Here is a 17,409-nt window from a genome sequence, read left to right as displayed (position 1 = left end):
CCCTCCCCTTAGAGTACGATGTCGGTCCAGAGCTCGGACGGATCCGGCTCGGCGTCGTTCTGGGCGAATTCGGCGGCGTCGGCGACGATGTCGCGAACTTCCTTGTCGATGGCCTTGAGCTCGTCCTCGCTTGCCCACTTCTTGTCGAGCAGCCGCACCCGAACCTGCTCGATCGGGTCGTGCTCGGAGCGCATCTTCTGCACCTCCTCCTTAGAGCGGTACTTCGCCGGGTCGGACATCGAATGGCCGCGATAGCGGTAGGTCTGCATTTCGAGGATAAGCGGGCCGTTGCCGGCGCGGCACCATTCGGTGGCGATGTCGGCGGCCGACTTCACGGCGCGGACGTCCATGCCGTCGACCTGGATGCCGGGGATCTTGAAGGAAGCGCCGCGATGCGAGAAGTCGGTCTCTGCCGACGAGCGCGACACCGACGTGCCCATGGCGTAGCGGTTGTTCTCGATGATGTAGATCACCGGCAGCTTCCACAGCGAGGCCATGTTGAAGCTCTCATAGACCTGGCCCTGGTTGGCGGCGCCGTCGCCGAAATAAGTCAGCGAAACGTTCTTATTGTCGCGGTAGCGGTTGGCGAAGGCGAGACCGGTGCCGAGCGACACCTGGGCACCGACGATGCCGTGGCCGCCATAGAAATGCTTCTCCTTGGAGAACATGTGCATGGAGCCGCCTTTGCCCTTCGACAGGCCGCCGCGGCGCCCGGTGAGCTCGGCCATGACGCCGCGCGGCGAAAGCTCCATCGCCAGCATGTGGCCGTGGTCGCGATAGGCGGTGATCATCTGGTCGCCTTCGACCAGCGCCATCTTCATGCCGGTGACGACGGCTTCCTGGCCGATATAGAGATGGCAGAAGCCGCCGATGAAGCCCATGCCGTAAAGCTGGCCGGCCTTCTCCTCGAAGCGGCGGATCAAGAGCATATGCCGGTAGGCGGAGAGCTCTTCCTCCTTGGTGAAATCAGCAGGCTTGGGTGCTGACAGATTGGGCTGCTTGTCGGATCTGGATTTGTTGTCGGATCTGGATTTGGCGGGCGCTTTTTTGGCGGCGGTGGCCATGCGTCACTCCCTGTTGGCGTCTCTTTGCGGACATTCAGGGAGATCGAAAAGTCTCCCCACCGATTTGCGCGAGGCTAACATGCAAGGATGCATTGCGCCATGCTGAAAAATGCATGGCTGGCATGCATCTAAGCGATTAGAATCATTGAAAATAACGGCGATTAACCGAAATTCGGTTATCTCGTCGCGGAGGGCAGCATGATGGTGATTTCGTCGGGCTGAGACAAATTGAGCGCCTTTCGGGCCTGCTCGTCAAGCATATCCTTTTCCAGCGTGCCTTCATGCATCAGCTGGACACGGCGCTCGAAATCGACCCGGCGCGCCTTCACGGCATCAAGCTGCGCCTGCAGTTCGGCCGCCCGGGCCTCGAGCCGGTACTTGGAATAGATGCCGAACTCGCCGTGATAGGCATGGAAGCCGAAATAGGCCAGGAACAGCACGCAGAGCGAAGGGATGATCAGTCTGCCGGTGTTTCTCTGCTTGTGCTGACGTGTCCACATGACCCGAACCCTCGCGGCCGCGAACGCAAGCGGCCATGAGTCGTATTTCGCCCGATTGTGCTTAATGGACGGTTACGGGCGACCAGGTGCGGGGCCGCTGGAAACGAAAAGGGCGGGAATGCCCCGCCCTTTTGGAGATCGCCAGGATGGGCTGGATCAGCCCTTGAACACCGACTTGCCGGCGTAACGCGCCTGCTTGCCGAGCTCTTCCTCGATGCGGATGAGCTGGTTGTACTTGGCCATGCGGTCCGAACGCGACAGCGAGCCGGTCTTGATCTGTCCGCAATTGGTGGCGACCGCGAGGTCGGCAATGGTCGAATCCTCGGTCTCGCCCGAACGGTGCGACATTACGGCGGTGTAGCCGGCCTTGTGCGCGGTCTCGACCGCGTCGAGCGTCTCGGTCAGCGAGCCGATCTGGTTGACCTTGACCAGGATCGAATTGGCGACGCCCATGCGGATGCCATCGCGCAGCCGCGCCGTGTTGGTGACGAAGAGGTCGTCGCCGACGAGCTGGGTCTTCTTGCCGATCAGGTCGGTCAAATACTTCCAGCCTTCCCAGTCGTCCTCGGCAAGGCCGTCCTCGATGGTGATGATCGGATAGTCGGAAGCGAGCTTGGCCAGGTACTTGGCCTGCGCCTTCGGATCGCGGGTCTTCTTCTCGCCCTCATAGACGTAGTTGCCGTCCTTGAAGAACTCGGTCGCCGCGCAGTCGAGGCCAAGCGCGACATCCTCGCCGGGCTTGAAGCCAGCCTTCTCGATCGATTCCATGATGAAATCGAGCGCCGACGGCGCGCTCTTCAGGTTCGGGGCGAAGCCGCCCTCGTCGCCGACATTGGTGTTGTGGCCGGCATCCTTCAGCTTCTTGCGCAGCGTGTGGAAGATCTCCGAGCCCCAGCGCACGCCGTCGCGCAGCGTCGGCGCGCCGACCGGCAGGATCATGAACTCCTGGAAGTCGATCGGGTTGTCGGCATGGGCGCCGCCATTGATGATGTTCATCATCGGCACCGGCAGGATATGCGCCTTGGCGCCGCCGAGATAGCGGTAGAGCGGCAGGCCGGCGGCTTCGGCCGCGGCTTTGGCGACCGCCAGCGAGACGCCGAGGATGGCGTTGGCGCCGAGGCGGCTTTTGTTCGGGGTGCCGTCGAGCTCGATCATCGTCTGGTCGATATGGATCTGGTTCTCGGCTTCCATGCCGCCGATCGCCTCGAACAGCTCGCCGTTCACCGCTTCGACGGCGCGCTGGACGCCCTTGCCGAGATAACGCGGCCCGCCGTCGCGCAGCTCGACCGCCTCATGCGCGCCGGTCGATGCGCCCGATGGCACCGCGGCGCGGCCCATCGAGCCGTCCTCCAGCACCACGTCGACCTCGACGGTCGGATTGCCACGGCTGTCCAGGATTTCACGCCCGACAATGTCGATGATGGCGGTCATTTGCGATGTCCCCGATTGATCGATTGAAGCGTCGCGCCCCTCTTAGCCAAAGCGGCGCAAAAGGCAATCGGCGCGCCCGCAATTATTGCCGCGGGCCGGATTCACGAAGCGCAAATTTCTGTCATCATAAGTCATGCGCATCGCGTGGCCTTCTCGTCTATGGTCGCGTTCGCGCGGGGCGAAACAGGAGGAGTTTCGCCATGTCCCAGTTGAGCGGTATCGTGAGTTTGTTCCTGATCGCGGCGGCGTTCCTGACGTCGTGCGACGACCAGAAACCGCAGCAGAGCTCGGTGGAATTGTCGACGCTCCAAGCGGCGCAGTAGTTCAACGCCAAAGGCCCCCGGGTTTTGCCCGGGGGCCTTTGGCTTTCAGTGCACCTATCTAGCGGTCAATGCCAATAGGGCTTCACGTGATAATACTGGAATGAAGCATCGCGAGCGGCCTCGCCGTCAGCGCCGGTCAGTTCCTCGATCGAATAGGCGGGCGCGGCCTGCAACTGCTCCTTGGTGAACGGGACGACGTAGCCGCCTTGATCCTCGTCATAGTCAAGCGTCGCCCACGGGATGGCGTGGTACTTCTCGCCCATGCCAAGGAAGCCGCCGAAGCCGATCACGGCGAACATGATGCCGTTCGACATCTTGTCGAGCATCACGTCCTCGATACTGCCGATGCTCTTGCCTTCGGTGTTGTAGACAGACGTGCCGATGACGCGCGAGGCGGCAATGGCTTCGGTGTGCCCGGACGGGGTGGTCATGGTGGTGCTCCTCTCGATTGAATGCCTGCATTGACAATGAGAGGAGCGGGTGAAGGTTCCCGACTTTTGCTTGCTGTCGACCAGGCAGTGCCAGCTCCCACAAGCCCTCGCGAGGTCCGTCGCCGCAATCAGTGCCCCTTGGCGATGCGGTCGAAGGCCATCAGCTTTTCCAGCAGCGCCGGCATGTCCTTGAGAGGCACCATGTTAGGGCCATCTGAAGACGTGGAATTGTCGGGGTCCTGGTGGGTCTCGATGAAGACACCGGCCACACCGACGGCAACGGCCGCGCGCGCGAGCGTCGCGACGAAGCGCCGTTCACCGCCGGAAGAGCCGCCCTGCCCGCCCGGCTGCTGCACGGAATGGGTCGCGTCGAAGATCACCGGGGCGCCGATCTCGGCCATGACCGGCAACGCGCGCATGTCAGAGACCAGCGTGTTATAGCCAAAGGAGACGCCGCGCTCGGTGGTGAGCACGTTCGCATTGCCGGAGCCGGTGATCTTGGCGACGACGTTCTTCATGTCCCAGGGCGCGAGGAACTGGCCCTTCTTCACATTGATGACTTTGCCGGTTTTGGCCGCGGCGACCAGCATATCGGTCTGGCGCGACAGGAAGGCCGGGATCTGCAGGACATCGACGTGGGGCGCAACGATGGCGCATTGTTCCTCGGTGTGGACGTCGGTCAGCACCGGGAGCCCGAACTCCCTGCGCAGATCGTCGAAGATCGGCATCGCCGCATCGAGGCCGGCACCGCGCGTCGCCGAAAGCGAGGTGCGATTGGCCTTGTCGTAGCTGGTCTTGTAGACGAGGCCGATACCTAGACGGTCCGTCAGTTCCTTCAACGCGCCGGCCATGTCGAAGGCGTGCTGGCGCGATTCAAGCTGGCACGGGCCGGCGATCAGCGACAGCGGCGCATTGTTGGCGAAGACGACCTTGCCGACGGTTACCGATGAATTGGGCGCCAGGGGCTTGCTCATGGGATCTCCCGGAAGATGAAGGCGGCGCCCTGCCCGGGCGCCGGCGGAACGACGATATCATTGCCGCTCATGTTGTGTCGGACTGCGTTGTACGCAAGCAGCTGCTTGGCGGCGGCCGTGTCGCGAACCGAGAAAACGATGGCCGTGAAGCGCAGGTTCGGCGATGGCGCGACTTTCAGCCCAAAGCGCGAGCCATAGTCTTCGCACGAAAGAACGCTGAGGACCGCATTCGGCAGCCGCACCGCGTCGCCATCGCTCGCATCCGCTTCGGCGGCGGTCGCGATCAATCCGATCTGGGCTGCGGGCCTGTCACTGACGGCGATGATTTCGAGAATACCCGTCACGCCATTGGCGTGCGCCTGCAGCGCCGTGCGATCGATCTTTGGCGTGTTGATGCGCTGGCAGGCGAAGAGGAAGGCCTCGTCGGCCTCCTTGTCGGATACGAATGCCAGCTTGAAGGAAGCCATGTCGCTTTTGCCGTTCGCGTCGGTAAAGGCGCGCGAGAAGCTCAGCATCCCGCCGGCCGAAAGACCGGCCTCGACATAGCGTCTATGATCGGCATCGGCATTGGCCGTTCCGAAGACAACAGCGGAAAAACCTTCCTCGCCAAGGGTTTGACGATAGAGACGGTCGCGCGCGACGAAGACATTGCCTTCGCTTATGGCGAGGTCCGCCGTCTGTTCATTTCCGATCGCCAGCGGCTCCAGATAGGTGCCGTCGGTGAAAAAGACGCAGCAATTCTCCGTGCCGAAGGGGTGGATGCCCGTGGGCGCGAAGAAAAAGCCGAGCGACGTCAGGCGTGAGCGGACGGCATCGAGGTTCTGTGCCGGCAGAACGAGATGGTCGAGCGGATGAGCGGATTTTTTGGTCATGCCGGCGCGGTTTGCCCCATTCCGATCCGCGGTTCAAGGGCGTCGGATCGAGAGTGCGCGCTTCGCCGGTTCAGGCTGCGGCGACGACATCGGCCGAATAGCGCAGTTCGCGCATCGGCTTCACCTTGCTGGTCGTGTCGGCGTAAATCGGATGCGCCTTGTAGGCGGCAAGCGCCGCCTCGTCCTCGAACTCGGCATAGACGACCACGTCGATCGCGTTGGAGAACAGATCGACCTTGGTGTTGAGCGTCACTTCGAAATGCTTGGAATGCGGAATCTTGCCCAGCGCCAGCAGGCCCGAGCGCACGGCCTCGACATCTTCCTTGCGCCGCACGCTGAAGAAAACGATGTGCCGGATCAAGCCAACCTCCGTGATCGTCGATTCAGCGGTGTTTTTGTGGGAGCGACGCCTGGGCGTCAACCGGCAACGATGTCGCGCCTGCGATATGCAACCGGCAAGGCTTATCCGGTGACTTGGCGCACGATGCGCGACATTTCCCGCACGGTCACGTCGAGATAGTGACCATGATTGTAGAGGCCATCCCAGATCAGGAAGAAGGCAATGGCTGCGATGACGATTACATAACGCATGGCTAAAACTAACGCATGTGGACGGCTTGAACCAGAGTGGGAGCGGCCACGGTCCTTCGAGTTCACGGCTTTTTGCGCCGGGCCGCTTCTCCGGGCCGGTCACCAAGCCTTCGACTGCGGCGCCAAGGGCATCAGCTCTTGTCGTCGTCGCCCTGCGTGATCAGCCGCGCGCTGCGCTGACCTGTAAGATAAATCCATAGCCAACTAAGCGAGACCGCCAGGCGGTTGCGAAAGTCGATCAGGAAATAGATGTGGGCGATGCCCCACAGCCACCAAGCGAGCCAGCCGGTGAGCTTGATCCAGCCGAAATCGATCGCGGCGGCGCGTTTGCCGATCGTCGCCAGATCGCCGGCATGACGGTATTGGAAAGGCCGCGCGGCGGTGTCGCCGGCAAGCCGCGCCTTGATCGTCGCGGCGACATGCTTGCCCTCCTGTTTGGCCGAGGGCGCCACACCCGGCACAGGCTTTCCATCCGGCCGCAGCACATGCGCGGTGTCGCCGATGACGAAAATGTCCGGGCTGCCCGGCACGGTCAAATCGGGTTCGACCAGCACCCTGCCCGCCCGGTCGGCGGAAGCGCCCAGCCATTCGGCCGCAGGCGAGGCGGCAACGCCAGCGGCCCAGATGATCGTCCTTGCCGGTAGCTGCTTGTCGCCAAAGACGACGCCCTCGGCGTCGAGTCGGGTGACGGGGCGGCCGAGCTCGACGGTGACGCCCAGCCGCTCCAGCGCCTTGCGGGCGTAGTCGGAAAGCTGCGGCGCGAAATTGGCCAGGATGCGGTCGCCGGCCTCGATCAGCACGACGCGCGCCTGGCGTGTGTCGATGTTGCGGAACTCGCCGCGCAGCGTGTCGTGCGCAAGTTCGACAATGGTGCCGGCGAGCTCGACGCCCGTCGGGCCGCCCCCGACGATGACAAACATCAGCAACGCCTGGCGCCTGGTGGGATCGGTTTCGCGTTCGGCCTGCTCGAAGGCGAGCAGGATGCGGCGCCGGATCGTTGTGGCATCCTCGAGCGTCTTCAGCCCCGGCGCGAACGGTTCCCATTCATCATGGCCGAAATAGGCATGGCGCGCGCCGGTGGCAAGCACCAGCGTGTCGTAGGGAACGGAGCTGCCGTCTTGGAGCAGCACGCGCTTGCCGGCGCGGTCGACGCCGGTGACAGTGCCGAGAAGCGTCGTCACGTCCTTGCGCCTGCGTAAGAGATGACGGATCGGCCAGGCCACCTCCGAGGTCGCCAGCGACGTCGTCGCTACCTGGTAGAGCAGCGGCTGAAACAGGTGGTGGTTGCGCTTGTCGATCATGGTGATGCGCACCGGCACGCCAGCCAGCGCACGGGTGAGTTCGAGCCCGCCGAATCCGGCGCCGACGACCACGACATGATGCCTGGCTTCGCTCATTTCATCCACCTCGCGGTGTAAAACTACCACATAGAATGTAGGTATTTTGTGCGCTGCAACAACATCTTGCCGGCTGGAAACATGCCCCAGAGTCGTCGCGCGGCGTCGTGAATGCATATGTAGCGCGTGCTGCCGCAGGTATAGCGTGAGACCCCATGACAGGAGCCTATCATGGCTGACAATCGCGACGACGAAGGGCCGGCCCAATACGCATCACCGCCCTGCTTCATGCATGAACTCGATCCGGAATACCGGGAGCCGCTGTCCGATTGGACGGATATCAGGCGTTGGCGCAAGGCCGAGCGCGAGCGGCTCATCAATGCCCGCCTTGCCGTCTCAGCCGATGCGCGCGCCGCCATGTCGGCATGTATCGCGGTCGGCCTCGACGCGCTGATCGGCGACATAGAAGGCCGGATGGTCAGCCTCTATTGGCCGTTTCGCGGCGAGCCGGATCTGCGCGGCTGGATGACTTCGATCAATGAGCGCGGCGGCCGCACCGCGCTGCCTGTCGTCATCGAGAAGGGTCAGCCGCTGGTGTTTCGCGCCTACAGACCGGGCGACCGGCTGGAAAAGGGTGTCTGGAACATTCCGATCCCGGCCGAAGGCGATCCCGTCCTGCCCGACATCGTGATTTCGCCGATCGTCGGCATCGATCCAGGCAAGTATCGGCTGGGCTATGGCGGCGGCTTTTACGACCGCACGCTGGCCGCCATGCCGTTCAGGCCGCTGGTGATCGGCGTCGGCTATGAATTGCAGCGCATCCCCACCATCTACCCGCAGCCACACGATATTTCGATGAGCGACGTGGTGACGGAGGTCAGCGCCTAGGCCATCTCCGGCCGCAGCCCGACTGCCGTGCGATCGACGATCTCGCGCAGCGCGAAGGACGAGTTGATCTTGGTCACATGTGGCATCGCCGACAGCCACTCCTTGTGGATGCGCTCATAGTCGACGAGATCCTTCGCCGCGATGCGCAGGATGTAGTCGTATTCGCCCGACATCAGATGGCAGGAGAGCACGTTAGGGCAGCGCTTGATCGCCGCCTCGAAATCCGACAGCGTCTTTTCGAATTGCCCCGACAGCGATATGTGCACGATCGCCGTCATCTGGTGGCCGAGCGCGCTGTTGGAAAGCCGCGCGTGATAGCCGCGGATGGTTCCGGACTTCTCCAGGTTGTCGAGCCTGCGCGAGCAGGCCGATTGCGAAAGGCCGACCTTCTCGGCAAGCGCCGCATTGGGTATCCGGCCATCCTTCTGCAAAGTCTCCAGAATGGCGATATCAATCCTGTCGAGCGGCATTTTTCGTGGTTCCTGCGAATTTCCGGCTATTTTGCGCAACGATTATCGAAGAGCGATCCTTGCCGCAAGTGCATTCGCAAACACATACGGAACGATTCGTGGTTGACTGCGATTATTGCGTGTCGCCTCCAAATCGCGCGGCGTTCCGGAGCTGATGGCATGCACCAACGACAGGGAGAGCGCCCCTGAAAGGGCGTGGACAGGAGAAGAAAGATGCGTGTCGGCTGCCCCAAGGAAATCAAGAACCATGAATATCGCGTCGGCCTGACGCCCGGCTCGGTCCGCGAATATGTCGCGCACGGCCATGACGTGCTGGTCGAGACCGGCGCCGGCGCCGGCATCGGCGCCGACGACAACGCCTATCGCGCCGCCGGCGCCACCATCGCCAAGACGGCGGCCGACGTGTTCGCCAAGTCGGACATGATCGTCAAGGTCAAGGAACCGCAGCCAAATGAATGGGTGCAGCTGCGCGACGGCCAGATCCTCTATACCTATCTGCACCTTGCCCCGGATCCGGAGCAGACCAAGGGTCTTCTCGCTTCGGGCGTCACCGCGATTGCCTATGAGACCGTGACCGATGATCGCGGCGGCCTGCCGCTGCTCGCGCCGATGTCGGAAGTCGCCGGCCGCCTGTCGATCCAGGCCGGCGCGACGGCGCTGCAGAAGGCCAATGGCGGCCGCGGCGTGCTGCTTGGCGGCGTGCCGGGCGTGCTGCCCGGCAAGGTCACCGTGCTCGGCGGCGGCGTCGTCGGCCTGCATGCGGCCAAGATGGCGGCCGGCCTCGGCGCCGACGTCACCATCATCGACCGCTCGATCCCGCGTCTGCGCCAGCTCGACGACATTTTTGGCGGCCGCGTCCACACGCGTTACTCGACCGTCGAGGCGTTGGAAGAGGAATGCTTCTCGGCCGACGTCGTTATCGGCGCCGTGCTGATCCCGGGCGCCGCGGCGCCCAAGCTCGTCACCCGCGAGATGCTTTCCGGCATGAAGAAGGGCTCGGTGCTGGTCGACGTCGCGATCGACCAGGGCGGCTGCTTCGAGACCTCGCATGCCACGACGCATGCCGATCCGACCTATGAGGTCGACGGTGTGATCCACTATTGCGTCGCCAACATGCCGGGCGCCGTGCCGGTCACCTCGGCGCACGCGCTCAACAACGCGACGCTGCACTATGGCCTGCAGCTCGCCGATAAGGGGCTCAAGGCGCTGGTCGACGACCACCACCTGCGCAACGGCCTCAACGTCCACAAGGGCAAGATCACCAACCGCGCCGTCGCCGAAGCGCTCGGCTACGAAATGGTCGAGCCGAAAGCGGTGCTCGCCGCCTGATATCCGGCAAGAATTCCTCCTGTCACGCCCGCCGGTTAACTCCGGCGGGCTTTTTTCTTGCGCGGAAGTAGGTTTCCGTGAAGAAGTCCGGACAACAAAAAAGCGGAGCAAAAGCCCCGCTTCCTCGATGTTGCGACCTGCCGCCGGTCCATCCGCGGTCGACTGATCATCAACCATTGCTTCTTAGCAAAGGAGTACGACGAGAATACGACAGTCTTGACGGACTTCGATCCTGTCTTTCGGCCGTTATGCGTCCCTGTGTGAAGTGCTTCACATTCGCGCGGCGGGAAAGATGCCTAGAAACGCGATGCTACTGGCGGTCTGTGCTGCTTGCCGGGTTCGGACAATCCCGACCTGACAGCGCTTGCCGACAGCTTCTGTCAGACCCTCCAACGGCCCGCCTGACCATCGGCGGGCTTCTTTTTTGGGGCTTGTCGGTTTGGGATCAGGCCCGCTCGATGCGGCATTGATAGCAATTGTTCCGCGCCGAGCGGACGTGGATGTAGGCGATGTCGTCGCGCTCAAGCAGTGTTGTGGCGCGGGCTGCGATATCGCCCGTCGGCGTGACCGCGCCGCTGCCATAGACGATGCGATCGTCCTTGCCATAGCCCCTGACGATATAGTCGCTGCTTGCCAGCATTTCCGGCGGCGCATCCCCGTCGGCGGCGCGTTCGCATTCCTCGGCATGCAGAAAGATTGGGCCGGTTTCGGCATAGGGCTGCAGTTCCGGGAATGGCCGGTAGGCAACGATCAGATAGCCGTCGCCGGCTGCGACGTTTTTCATGCAATGCCTGCAGGGCACGCCGTCGCCGTTGGAGATCCGGTGTTCCGGGGTGAGGCCATAGGCGTCGGGCCCTCCCCGCTGCAAGGCGCGCACGGCTTCGGTCGGCAAGGCTTTGAACTTTATGCTCATGGCGAATCTCCGGTGGCGACGTCCGGAAATTATGCTTTGGCGGCAGTGCCTCCCACCCGATTCCTGCCTAGAGCGGTTCACCGTTTCACGGAAACGGCGAACCGCTCTAACTCTTTGTTTTTACGCAATTCCGGACGGAAAACCGCTCACACTTTTCCTGGAATTGCTCTAGCGGCACGCATAAGGAAGAGCCCGGCTGCTTTGCGCAACCGGGCTCTAGACATGGCATTGTCGGACTGAGCGTTACCGCACGAAGTCGTCGAAGCGGCGCAGCGTCACGCGGCGGTTGCGCCAGTTCTCCTGCTGGGTCGGAACGAGCAGGAATTTCTCGCCATAGCCAACGGTTTCCAGCGCGAATGCGGGCACGCCGAACTCGCCTACCAGGGTCCGCTTCAGGGAGGCGGCACGGCGCTCGGACAGGACCTGGTTCGACTCGAAGGAGCCGACAGCGTCGGTGTGGCCCTCGATCAGGATGCGGGCGCCACGGTCGCGTCGCAGGATGCGATCGAGCGCGTCGGCGATGATCTCGACCTTGCCATATTGCGAGGGGGCGATGGCGGCCGAGCCGAACTCGAAATTGATCGACTGGATGTCGATCGAACGCGCCATGCGCCGCAGGTCCGGCCGGCGCTTGAACTCGCGAATGGTGACACGTTCATTGGGGCGCAGCTTCTTCCTGGGCGCGGCCTCGAGCTGCCGCTCGATGGTCGCGGCCGAAGGCGTGGTCGCCTGTGCGAATGCCAGGCTCGGCATGGCAATTGCCGCGATCGCGGCGACGGCAAACATACGTCGGGTCAACATGTCTTTTCTCCCACAAGCTCGGGCTCGTAATGCGGCCGGACAATGGCAAAGACAGTCTGGAGCGGCGATGAACGGAATGTTCAGGCCCACGGCAATTCTGGGAAAAGCGTCCGCCGGTTGGGCTCGGCTGCGGCGTGAAACGGGTCTAGCCTCGCATGACGCTGGCCGAACGCTCGGCGAAGGTCAGCGGGTGCACGACTTCCTTCTTCTGCGCCACAGGCGTGAAGCCGAGTTTCTGGTACAGCGGCAGTGCCGCCGGATGGTCGAGCGTGCAGGTCTGCACGGACACGAACTTTGGCCCATATGCCCAGGCCGCCGAGATCGCCGCGCCGAGGAACCAGCGGCCGATGCCCTGGCCATGCGCATGTTCCATCATGCCGAAATAGGCGAGCTCCACTTCGTCCGGAAGATGCGGCTTTAGGTCGAAGAAGCCGGCTGGAGCGCCATCGAGATAGAGCACCCTGACGTCGCGGTCCTCGCGGTGCAGGCCGGCGGCAAGCTCCTCGTCGCTCATCCTCAGCACATTGACCCAGTGCCATTTGCGCCCGACGCGATCTATCAAATAGCGGTAGAAATGGAGCGGGATGTCCTTGGTCTTCAGCAGCGCGATCTGCCGGTTGTAGGGGATTGGCGGCGAAACCGCGGGTGCGGCGTGCATCTCCAGGAACGTGACCGTGACATCGATAGCTTGCGGCGCGCCGTTTTCCATCACTCTTTCCCCGTCGCCACCGGCGTGTCGCTGAGACCGCCCCATTCCGTCCACGAACCGTCGTAAAGCCGGTTGTCGGTATGGCCGAGCGTCTCCAACGCGAGCGTGATCGCCGCCGCCGTGATGCCCGAGCCACAGGACGTGACGACCGGCTTCGACAGGTCGATGCCGGCATCCTCGATCACCTTACGCAGTCGATCCTTGGGCAGCAGCTCGCCATTCTCGGCAAGCGCAGTGATCGGGACATTATGCGCGCCCGGCATATGGCCCGAACGGACGCCCGGGCGCGGCTCCGGATCGATTCCGGCAAAACGGCCGGGCGAGCGTGCGTCGGCGATCTGGCTCTGGCGGCCCTCGACGATCCTGCGCATCTCGTCGAGGCTGACAACCCGGCCGGCATCGAAATCGGCATGGAAGACGCTCGGCGCGATCTTGGTCGGCTCGGACGTCACGGGCCGCCCCTCGGCCTTCCAGCGGTCGAAGCCACCGTTCAGAATATAGACCTGGAAAACGCCCATGACGCGGAACATCCACCAGGCGCGCGGCGCCGAGAACAGGCCAGGCCCGTCATAGATGACGATGGTGTCATCAGCCGTAACGCCCATGGCGCCGACATATTGGGCAAAGTGCTGCGGCGAAGCCAAAGTGTGCGGCAGGTTGGAATCCGGGTCGGAAACCGCATCCTGGTCGAGGAAGCGCGCCCCTGGGATATGCGCGGCATCGTATTCGGCGCGGGCGTCTCGCTTTTGCGCCGGCAGATACCAGGAGGCGTCGATGATGGTGAGGCCGGGCTCGCCAAGCTGCTTCTCCAGCCAGTCGGCGTCGACGATGAAGGGACTGTCCTGCGCCATTTTGTTCTCCCTGGCCCGCCTCAATTCGCCGGCATCGGGCCGAAGCGGATGCGGAACCGCCGGTTCTCGCGGCCTTTCTTCTCGATCTTGCCGATATGAATCTCGCCGACCTCGCCGGTCGACTTCACATGCGTTCCGCCGCAGGGCTGGCTGTCGACCGAGCCGTTGTCGCCGATGCAGACCAGGCGGATTTTTCCTGTGCCGACCGGTGGGCGGACGTTCTTCGATTTGACCAGGCCGGGATTGGCGGCGAGCTCTTCGTCGGTGATCAACCGGGTGAAGATCGGATGGTCGGCGCGCACCAGTTCCATCAGCCGGGCCGTAACATCTTCCTTGGTGAAGCCGGTGTCGGGGATATCGAAGTCGACACGGCTGTCGTCCTCGGCGACCGCGGCCCCGGTGATCGGAAACGGGCAAACGACCGTCAGCAGGTGGCAGGCGGTATGCATGCGCATCAGAAGGTGCCGCCGCTCCCAGTCGATCGAGAGCTTCAGCCTTTCGCCGGCAGCGGGGAGCAGCTGCTCCGGCGCCGGCACGTGGATGATCTCATCCTTGGTCTCGCCGGTGATGGTGGCGGCGATCGCGATGCGGCCGCCGTCCGCTCGTTCGAGCATGCCGGCATCGCCCGGCTGTCCACCCGACGTGGCGTAGAAGATGGTGCTGTCGAGAAGGATGCCACCCCGATCGTTGACGGCGACAACCTCGGCCTCGGCCGTCGTCTGATAGGCGTCGTCGCGAAACAGCGCCGCTGTCATGTGCGCCATCATGCTACCTTTTCGAACGGCACGGAAATGTCGGCCTTTTCTTCCATCCAGCCCGGCACCGGAAGGTTCTTGCCGCGCAGGAACTCCGGATTGAAGAGCTTGGACTGGTAGCGCGTGCCGTAGTCGGCAAGGATCGTCACGATGGTGTGGCCCGGTCCGAGCTCGCGCGCCAGCCGGATGGCGCCGGCGATGTTGATGCCGGTCGAGCCGCCGACACAGAGGCCCTCTTCCTGGATCAGGTCGAAGATGATCGGCAACGCTTCCTCGTCCGGGATCTGGAAGGAGAAGTCCGGCCTGAAGCCTTCCAGATTGGCGGTGATGCGGCCCTGCCCGATGCCTTCGGTGATCGAGCTGCCGTCGGATTTCAACTCGCCGCTGGTGTAGAAACTGTAGAGCGCCGCGCCCAGCGGATCGGCGAGCGCGATCTTGACGTCCTTGCTCTTGTCCTTGAGCCCCAGCGCGACACCAGCGAGCGTGCCGCCGGAGCCTACGGCCGAAACGAAGCCATCGACCTTGCCGCCGGTCTGGGCCCAGATCTCCTCGGCCGTCGTGCGGACATGACCGTCGCGGTTGGCGACATTGTCGAACTGGTTGGCCCAGATCGCGCCGTTCGGCTCCGAGCGCGCCAGTTGCTCGGCAAGCCGGCCGGACAGTTTTATGTAGTTGTTGATGTTCTTGTAGGGCACGGCCGGTACTTCGATGAGCTCCGCGCCCAAGATCTTGATCGTGTCCTTCTTTTCCTGGCTCTGCGTGTCGGGGATGACGATCACGGTGCGGTAGCCGAGCGCCTTGGCGACCAGCGTCAAGCCGATGCCGGTGTTGCCGGCAGTGCCTTCGACGATGAGCCCGCCGGGCTTGAGCAGCCCGCGCTGTTCGGCGTCGCGGATGATGAACAGGCCGGTCCGATCCTTCACCGATTGCCCCGGATTCATGAACTCGGCCTTGCCGAGGATCTCGCAGCCGGTCGCTTCCGAAGCCTTGTTGAGCCGGATCAGGGGCGTGTTGCCGATCGCTTCGATCACTGAACGGGGCATGTGGGATTCCTTCATGTGTGCGGCGAGACCCTAAAAACCGGACGCCGCGGTTTCAAGGCAAGATTTTGCCTGGTCCAGTCGCATTGCGGATGGTGCAACGCTCGCGACCATTTCGGTGCCAAGTGCAAAACCGCTCTTTTCAACCGAATTCTCCGCCGCTAGAGCAAACCGGAACATCCGCAGGACACCCTATGACACTCTACCGGGCCAATCCGAAAGACGGTGTCGCCTGGATCACGGGCGGCAGCAGCGGGCTTGGTCGCGCGCTGGCCAAGGATCTCGCCAATCAAGGCTATGCCGTGGCGGTGACGTCGCTACCGGAAGATCCAGCCGACACGCTGATCGTCGAAACGGCGCAAATGTCCGGGCATGTGAGGTCCTTTCCCTGCGACGTCACCGACGAGCAGGGCATGGCCCGCACGGCCTCCGCGATCGAGGAGCAGATGGGACCGATCGTGCTTGCCGTCTTCAACGCCGGCAACTACATCGCCACCCCCGGAGAGAATCTGGTGGTGCGCGATTTCCATCGTTCCTTCGCCGTGAACTATTTCGGCATCGTCAACGGCGTGGTGCCTGTCGTCGAGCATATGCGCGTGCGCGGACGCGGCCATGTCGTTCTTGTCGGATCGGTCACCGCCTATTCCGGCTGGCCGACAACGGCGGCCTATGGCGGCACCAAGGCCGCGATCAACATCCTGGCGGAGTCGCTGAAATACGACTTCGACAAGATGAACATCCGCATCCAGGTCATCAATCCGGGGTTCATCGACACGCCTTTGACCGAAAAGAACAAGCTGCCGATGCCGGGCCTCATGCCTGTGCATCGCGCCTCGCGCCGCATGGCGCGCGGCATCAGGAAGGGCGGCTTCGAAGTCACCTTCCCGTATCACATAAGCTGGCCGGTGAAGCTGCTCGGCCTGCTGCCGCGGCCGATCGGCCGCTTCGTCATCGGGCTCACCACCCACTGGTGGGGTCGGCCGCTGCATTTCGATCGCAGGCCGGCGGGCAAAAAAGACCCGTCCCGCGACAAGGCGACATAAGCCGGCGAAACGGCGATTGCCTGCCGGCGGGGACGGCCATAGGTTGAGAATCATTGCTTGGAGACTGGAATGGGGCGGCGGATCGTGCTGGCGGTGCTTGGCCTTGCAGTCATCCTGGTCGCCGGCTTCTTTCTCGGCCCGCGCGTGCCGGTAGACACCACAATCCGCTTCAATCCATCGGTGATCGGCGACGATCCGCAGGCCTATCTGGCACGTGAAGAGGCTGCCGTGCCCAACATCCGCGACGGGCTCGACAAGGAGATCATCTGGGCGAACCCGATGGTCCACGCCAAGACGCCTTTGGCCATCGTCTACATCCACGGCTTTTCCGCCTCTAAAGGCGAGGTCCGCCCCTTGCCGGATGACATTGCGGATGAACTGGAGGCCAACCTTTTCTACACGCGGCTGACCGGTCACGGCCAGGACGGCGTGGCTATGGCGCAAGGCAGCGTCAATGCGTGGATCAAAGACTATGAGGAGGCTTTGGCCATTGGGCGCGAAATCGGCGACAAGGTGATCGTCATCGGCACCTCGACCGGCGGCTCGCTGGCGGCGTGGGCCGCAACGCAGCCCGGCGCATCCGACGGTGTCGCGGCCATCGCGTTCATATCGCCGAATTTCGGCGTCAAGGCCTCCGGCGCGGAGTTGCTGACCATGCCCTGGGGCAGGCAGATCGCCGAACTTGTCGGCGGCAAGGAGCGCAGCTTCCCGGCACGCAACGCGCTGCACGAAAAATTCTGGACCACCAGGTACCCGATGAGAGCGGTGCTGCCGATGGCCGGGCTCACCGAGCTTGCCTATACCGCGCCGGTCGAGAAGGCAAAGATCCCTGCCCTGTTCATCTTCTCGGATTCCGACAAGGTGGTGCGGCCGGATCGCACACGCGAGATCGCCGCGCGCTGGGGCGGTCCGCACGAGCTGGTGCCGGTCGACGATACCGGCGATCCGGACAATCACGTCATCGCCGGCGATGTGCTGTCGCCGCAGACCACACGCTTTCTAACGGAGCGTATCGTGGTCTGGGTGAAGGCGTTGATGCAGCAGCAATCTGGCCAGTGAACGAAAAACGGCCGGAGCATTTGCTCCG

The 17,409-nt window shown here is 63.3% G+C and carries 21 protein-coding genes; 5 read left to right on the top strand and 16 right to left on the bottom strand.

Annotated elements, in window-relative coordinates; genetic code table 11:
* Positions 1-8: 8 nt before the first annotated feature.
* From pdhA to eno, 3 genes are all read right to left on the bottom strand, one after another.
* Entirely contained in the window at positions 9-1,064 is a 1,056-nt protein-coding gene (gene pdhA / locus EJ068_RS31525) for a pyruvate dehydrogenase (acetyl-transferring) E1 component subunit alpha (protein WP_127253539.1), read from the bottom strand.
* 176 nt (positions 1,065-1,240) lie between these two features.
* Entirely contained in the window at positions 1,241-1,564 is a 324-nt protein-coding gene (locus EJ068_RS31520; RefSeq protein WP_127253540.1) for a septum formation initiator family protein, read from the bottom strand.
* Between the two features lie 156 nt (positions 1,565-1,720).
* Positions 1,721-2,995 (bottom strand): phosphopyruvate hydratase, encoded by a 1,275-nt coding sequence (gene eno, locus EJ068_RS31515; protein WP_127253541.1) that lies wholly within the window; start codon positions 2,993-2,995, stop codon positions 1,721-1,723.
* Positions 2,996-3,195: 200 nt separating this feature from the next.
* On the opposite strand from eno, the gene EJ068_RS33785 reads away from it, so the two are divergent.
* Complete coding sequence (locus tag EJ068_RS33785; RefSeq protein ID WP_280952541.1) at positions 3,196-3,318, top strand: hypothetical protein; 123 nt, start codon at positions 3,196-3,198, stop codon at positions 3,316-3,318.
* Positions 3,319-3,383: 65 nt separating this feature from the next.
* Here the strand turns inward: EJ068_RS33785 and EJ068_RS31510 are convergent, their stop codons facing one another.
* The 6 genes from EJ068_RS31510 to EJ068_RS31490 all read right to left on the bottom strand — a co-directional run bounded on the left by EJ068_RS31510 (position 3,384) and on the right by EJ068_RS31490 (position 7,583).
* Positions 3,384-3,749 (bottom strand): PRC-barrel domain-containing protein, encoded by a 366-nt coding sequence (locus tag EJ068_RS31510; protein ID WP_126082771.1) that lies wholly within the window; start codon positions 3,747-3,749, stop codon positions 3,384-3,386.
* 128 nt (positions 3,750-3,877) lie between these two features.
* Positions 3,878-4,723 (bottom strand): 3-deoxy-8-phosphooctulonate synthase, encoded by an 846-nt coding sequence (gene kdsA / locus EJ068_RS31505; protein ID WP_127253542.1) that lies wholly within the window; start codon positions 4,721-4,723, stop codon positions 3,878-3,880.
* Complete coding sequence (locus EJ068_RS31500) at positions 4,720-5,595, bottom strand: VOC family protein (protein ID WP_127386212.1); 876 nt, start codon at positions 5,593-5,595, stop codon at positions 4,720-4,722. The genes kdsA and EJ068_RS31500 overlap by 4 nt, the downstream gene beginning before the upstream one ends.
* A 70-nt stretch (positions 5,596-5,665) precedes the next feature.
* A complete protein-coding gene (locus tag EJ068_RS31495; RefSeq protein WP_126061001.1) occupies positions 5,666-5,956 on the bottom strand; it encodes a Dabb family protein in 291 nt (96 codons plus the stop codon).
* Positions 5,957-6,057: 101 nt separating this feature from the next.
* Complete coding sequence (locus EJ068_RS33780; protein WP_278161972.1) at positions 6,058-6,186, bottom strand: hypothetical protein; 129 nt, start codon at positions 6,184-6,186, stop codon at positions 6,058-6,060.
* A gap of 131 nt (positions 6,187-6,317) precedes the next feature.
* Positions 6,318-7,583, bottom strand: coding sequence for an NAD(P)/FAD-dependent oxidoreductase (locus tag EJ068_RS31490; protein ID WP_127252797.1), 1,266 nt, complete (start codon positions 7,581-7,583; stop codon positions 6,318-6,320).
* A gap of 171 nt (positions 7,584-7,754) precedes the next feature.
* Here EJ068_RS31490 and EJ068_RS31485 point away from each other — a divergent pair, with 171 nt between their 5' ends.
* Positions 7,755-8,411 carry a 5-formyltetrahydrofolate cyclo-ligase gene (locus EJ068_RS31485; protein ID WP_127252796.1) on the top strand — a complete coding sequence of 219 codons (657 nt, stop codon included), beginning with the start codon at positions 7,755-7,757 and terminating at the stop codon, positions 8,409-8,411.
* Here the strand turns inward: EJ068_RS31485 and EJ068_RS31480 are convergent.
* Positions 8,408-8,881, bottom strand: coding sequence for an Lrp/AsnC family transcriptional regulator (locus EJ068_RS31480; RefSeq protein WP_040994689.1), 474 nt, complete (start codon positions 8,879-8,881; stop codon positions 8,408-8,410). The genes EJ068_RS31485 and EJ068_RS31480 overlap by 4 nt on opposite strands.
* Positions 8,882-9,094: 213 nt before the next feature.
* On the opposite strand from EJ068_RS31480, the gene ald reads away from it, so the two are divergent.
* A complete protein-coding gene (ald, locus tag EJ068_RS31475) occupies positions 9,095-10,210 on the top strand; it encodes an alanine dehydrogenase (RefSeq protein ID WP_126082776.1) in 1,116 nt (371 codons plus the stop codon).
* 445 nt (positions 10,211-10,655) lie between these two features.
* Here ald and EJ068_RS31470 read toward each other — a convergent pair whose 3' ends face one another.
* From EJ068_RS31470 to EJ068_RS31445, 6 genes are all read right to left on the bottom strand, one after another.
* Positions 10,656-11,123 carry a DUF1203 domain-containing protein gene (locus EJ068_RS31470; protein WP_127252795.1) on the bottom strand — a complete coding sequence of 156 codons (468 nt, stop codon included), beginning with the start codon at positions 11,121-11,123 and terminating at the stop codon, positions 10,656-10,658.
* A 243-nt stretch (positions 11,124-11,366) separates the two neighbouring features.
* Entirely contained in the window at positions 11,367-11,924 is a 558-nt protein-coding gene (locus EJ068_RS31465) for an OmpA family protein (protein WP_127252794.1), read from the bottom strand.
* 145 nt (positions 11,925-12,069) lie between these two features.
* Complete coding sequence (locus tag EJ068_RS31460) at positions 12,070-12,633, bottom strand: GNAT family N-acetyltransferase (RefSeq protein WP_127252793.1); 564 nt, start codon at positions 12,631-12,633, stop codon at positions 12,070-12,072.
* Positions 12,633-13,484 (bottom strand): 3-mercaptopyruvate sulfurtransferase, encoded by an 852-nt coding sequence (gene sseA, locus EJ068_RS31455; protein WP_127252792.1) that lies wholly within the window; start codon positions 13,482-13,484, stop codon positions 12,633-12,635. The genes EJ068_RS31460 and sseA overlap by 1 nt, the downstream gene beginning before the upstream one ends.
* Before the next feature lie 20 nt (positions 13,485-13,504).
* Positions 13,505-14,248 (bottom strand): alanyl-tRNA editing protein, encoded by a 744-nt coding sequence (locus EJ068_RS31450; protein ID WP_127252791.1) that lies wholly within the window; start codon positions 14,246-14,248, stop codon positions 13,505-13,507.
* Complete coding sequence (locus EJ068_RS31445; RefSeq protein WP_129554975.1) at positions 14,248-15,282, bottom strand: cysteine synthase A; 1,035 nt, start codon at positions 15,280-15,282, stop codon at positions 14,248-14,250. The genes EJ068_RS31450 and EJ068_RS31445 overlap by 1 nt, the downstream gene beginning before the upstream one ends.
* A 191-nt stretch (positions 15,283-15,473) precedes the next feature.
* Here EJ068_RS31445 and EJ068_RS31440 point away from each other — a divergent pair, with 191 nt between their 5' ends.
* A complete protein-coding gene (locus tag EJ068_RS31440; protein WP_127252789.1) occupies positions 15,474-16,322 on the top strand; it encodes an SDR family oxidoreductase in 849 nt (282 codons plus the stop codon).
* Between the two features lie 69 nt (positions 16,323-16,391).
* Positions 16,392-17,381 (top strand): alpha/beta fold hydrolase, encoded by a 990-nt coding sequence (locus EJ068_RS31435; RefSeq protein WP_127252788.1) that lies wholly within the window; start codon positions 16,392-16,394, stop codon positions 17,379-17,381.
* Positions 17,382-17,409 lie beyond the last annotated feature (28 nt).

The sequence above is a fragment of the Mesorhizobium sp. M2A.F.Ca.ET.043.02.1.1 genome (genome assembly GCF_003952405.1).
Classification (GTDB): domain Bacteria; phylum Pseudomonadota; class Alphaproteobacteria; order Rhizobiales; family Rhizobiaceae; genus Mesorhizobium.
The sequence above is the reverse complement of the archived record's forward strand: the minus strand, read 5'-3'. Positions and strand labels throughout refer to the sequence as shown.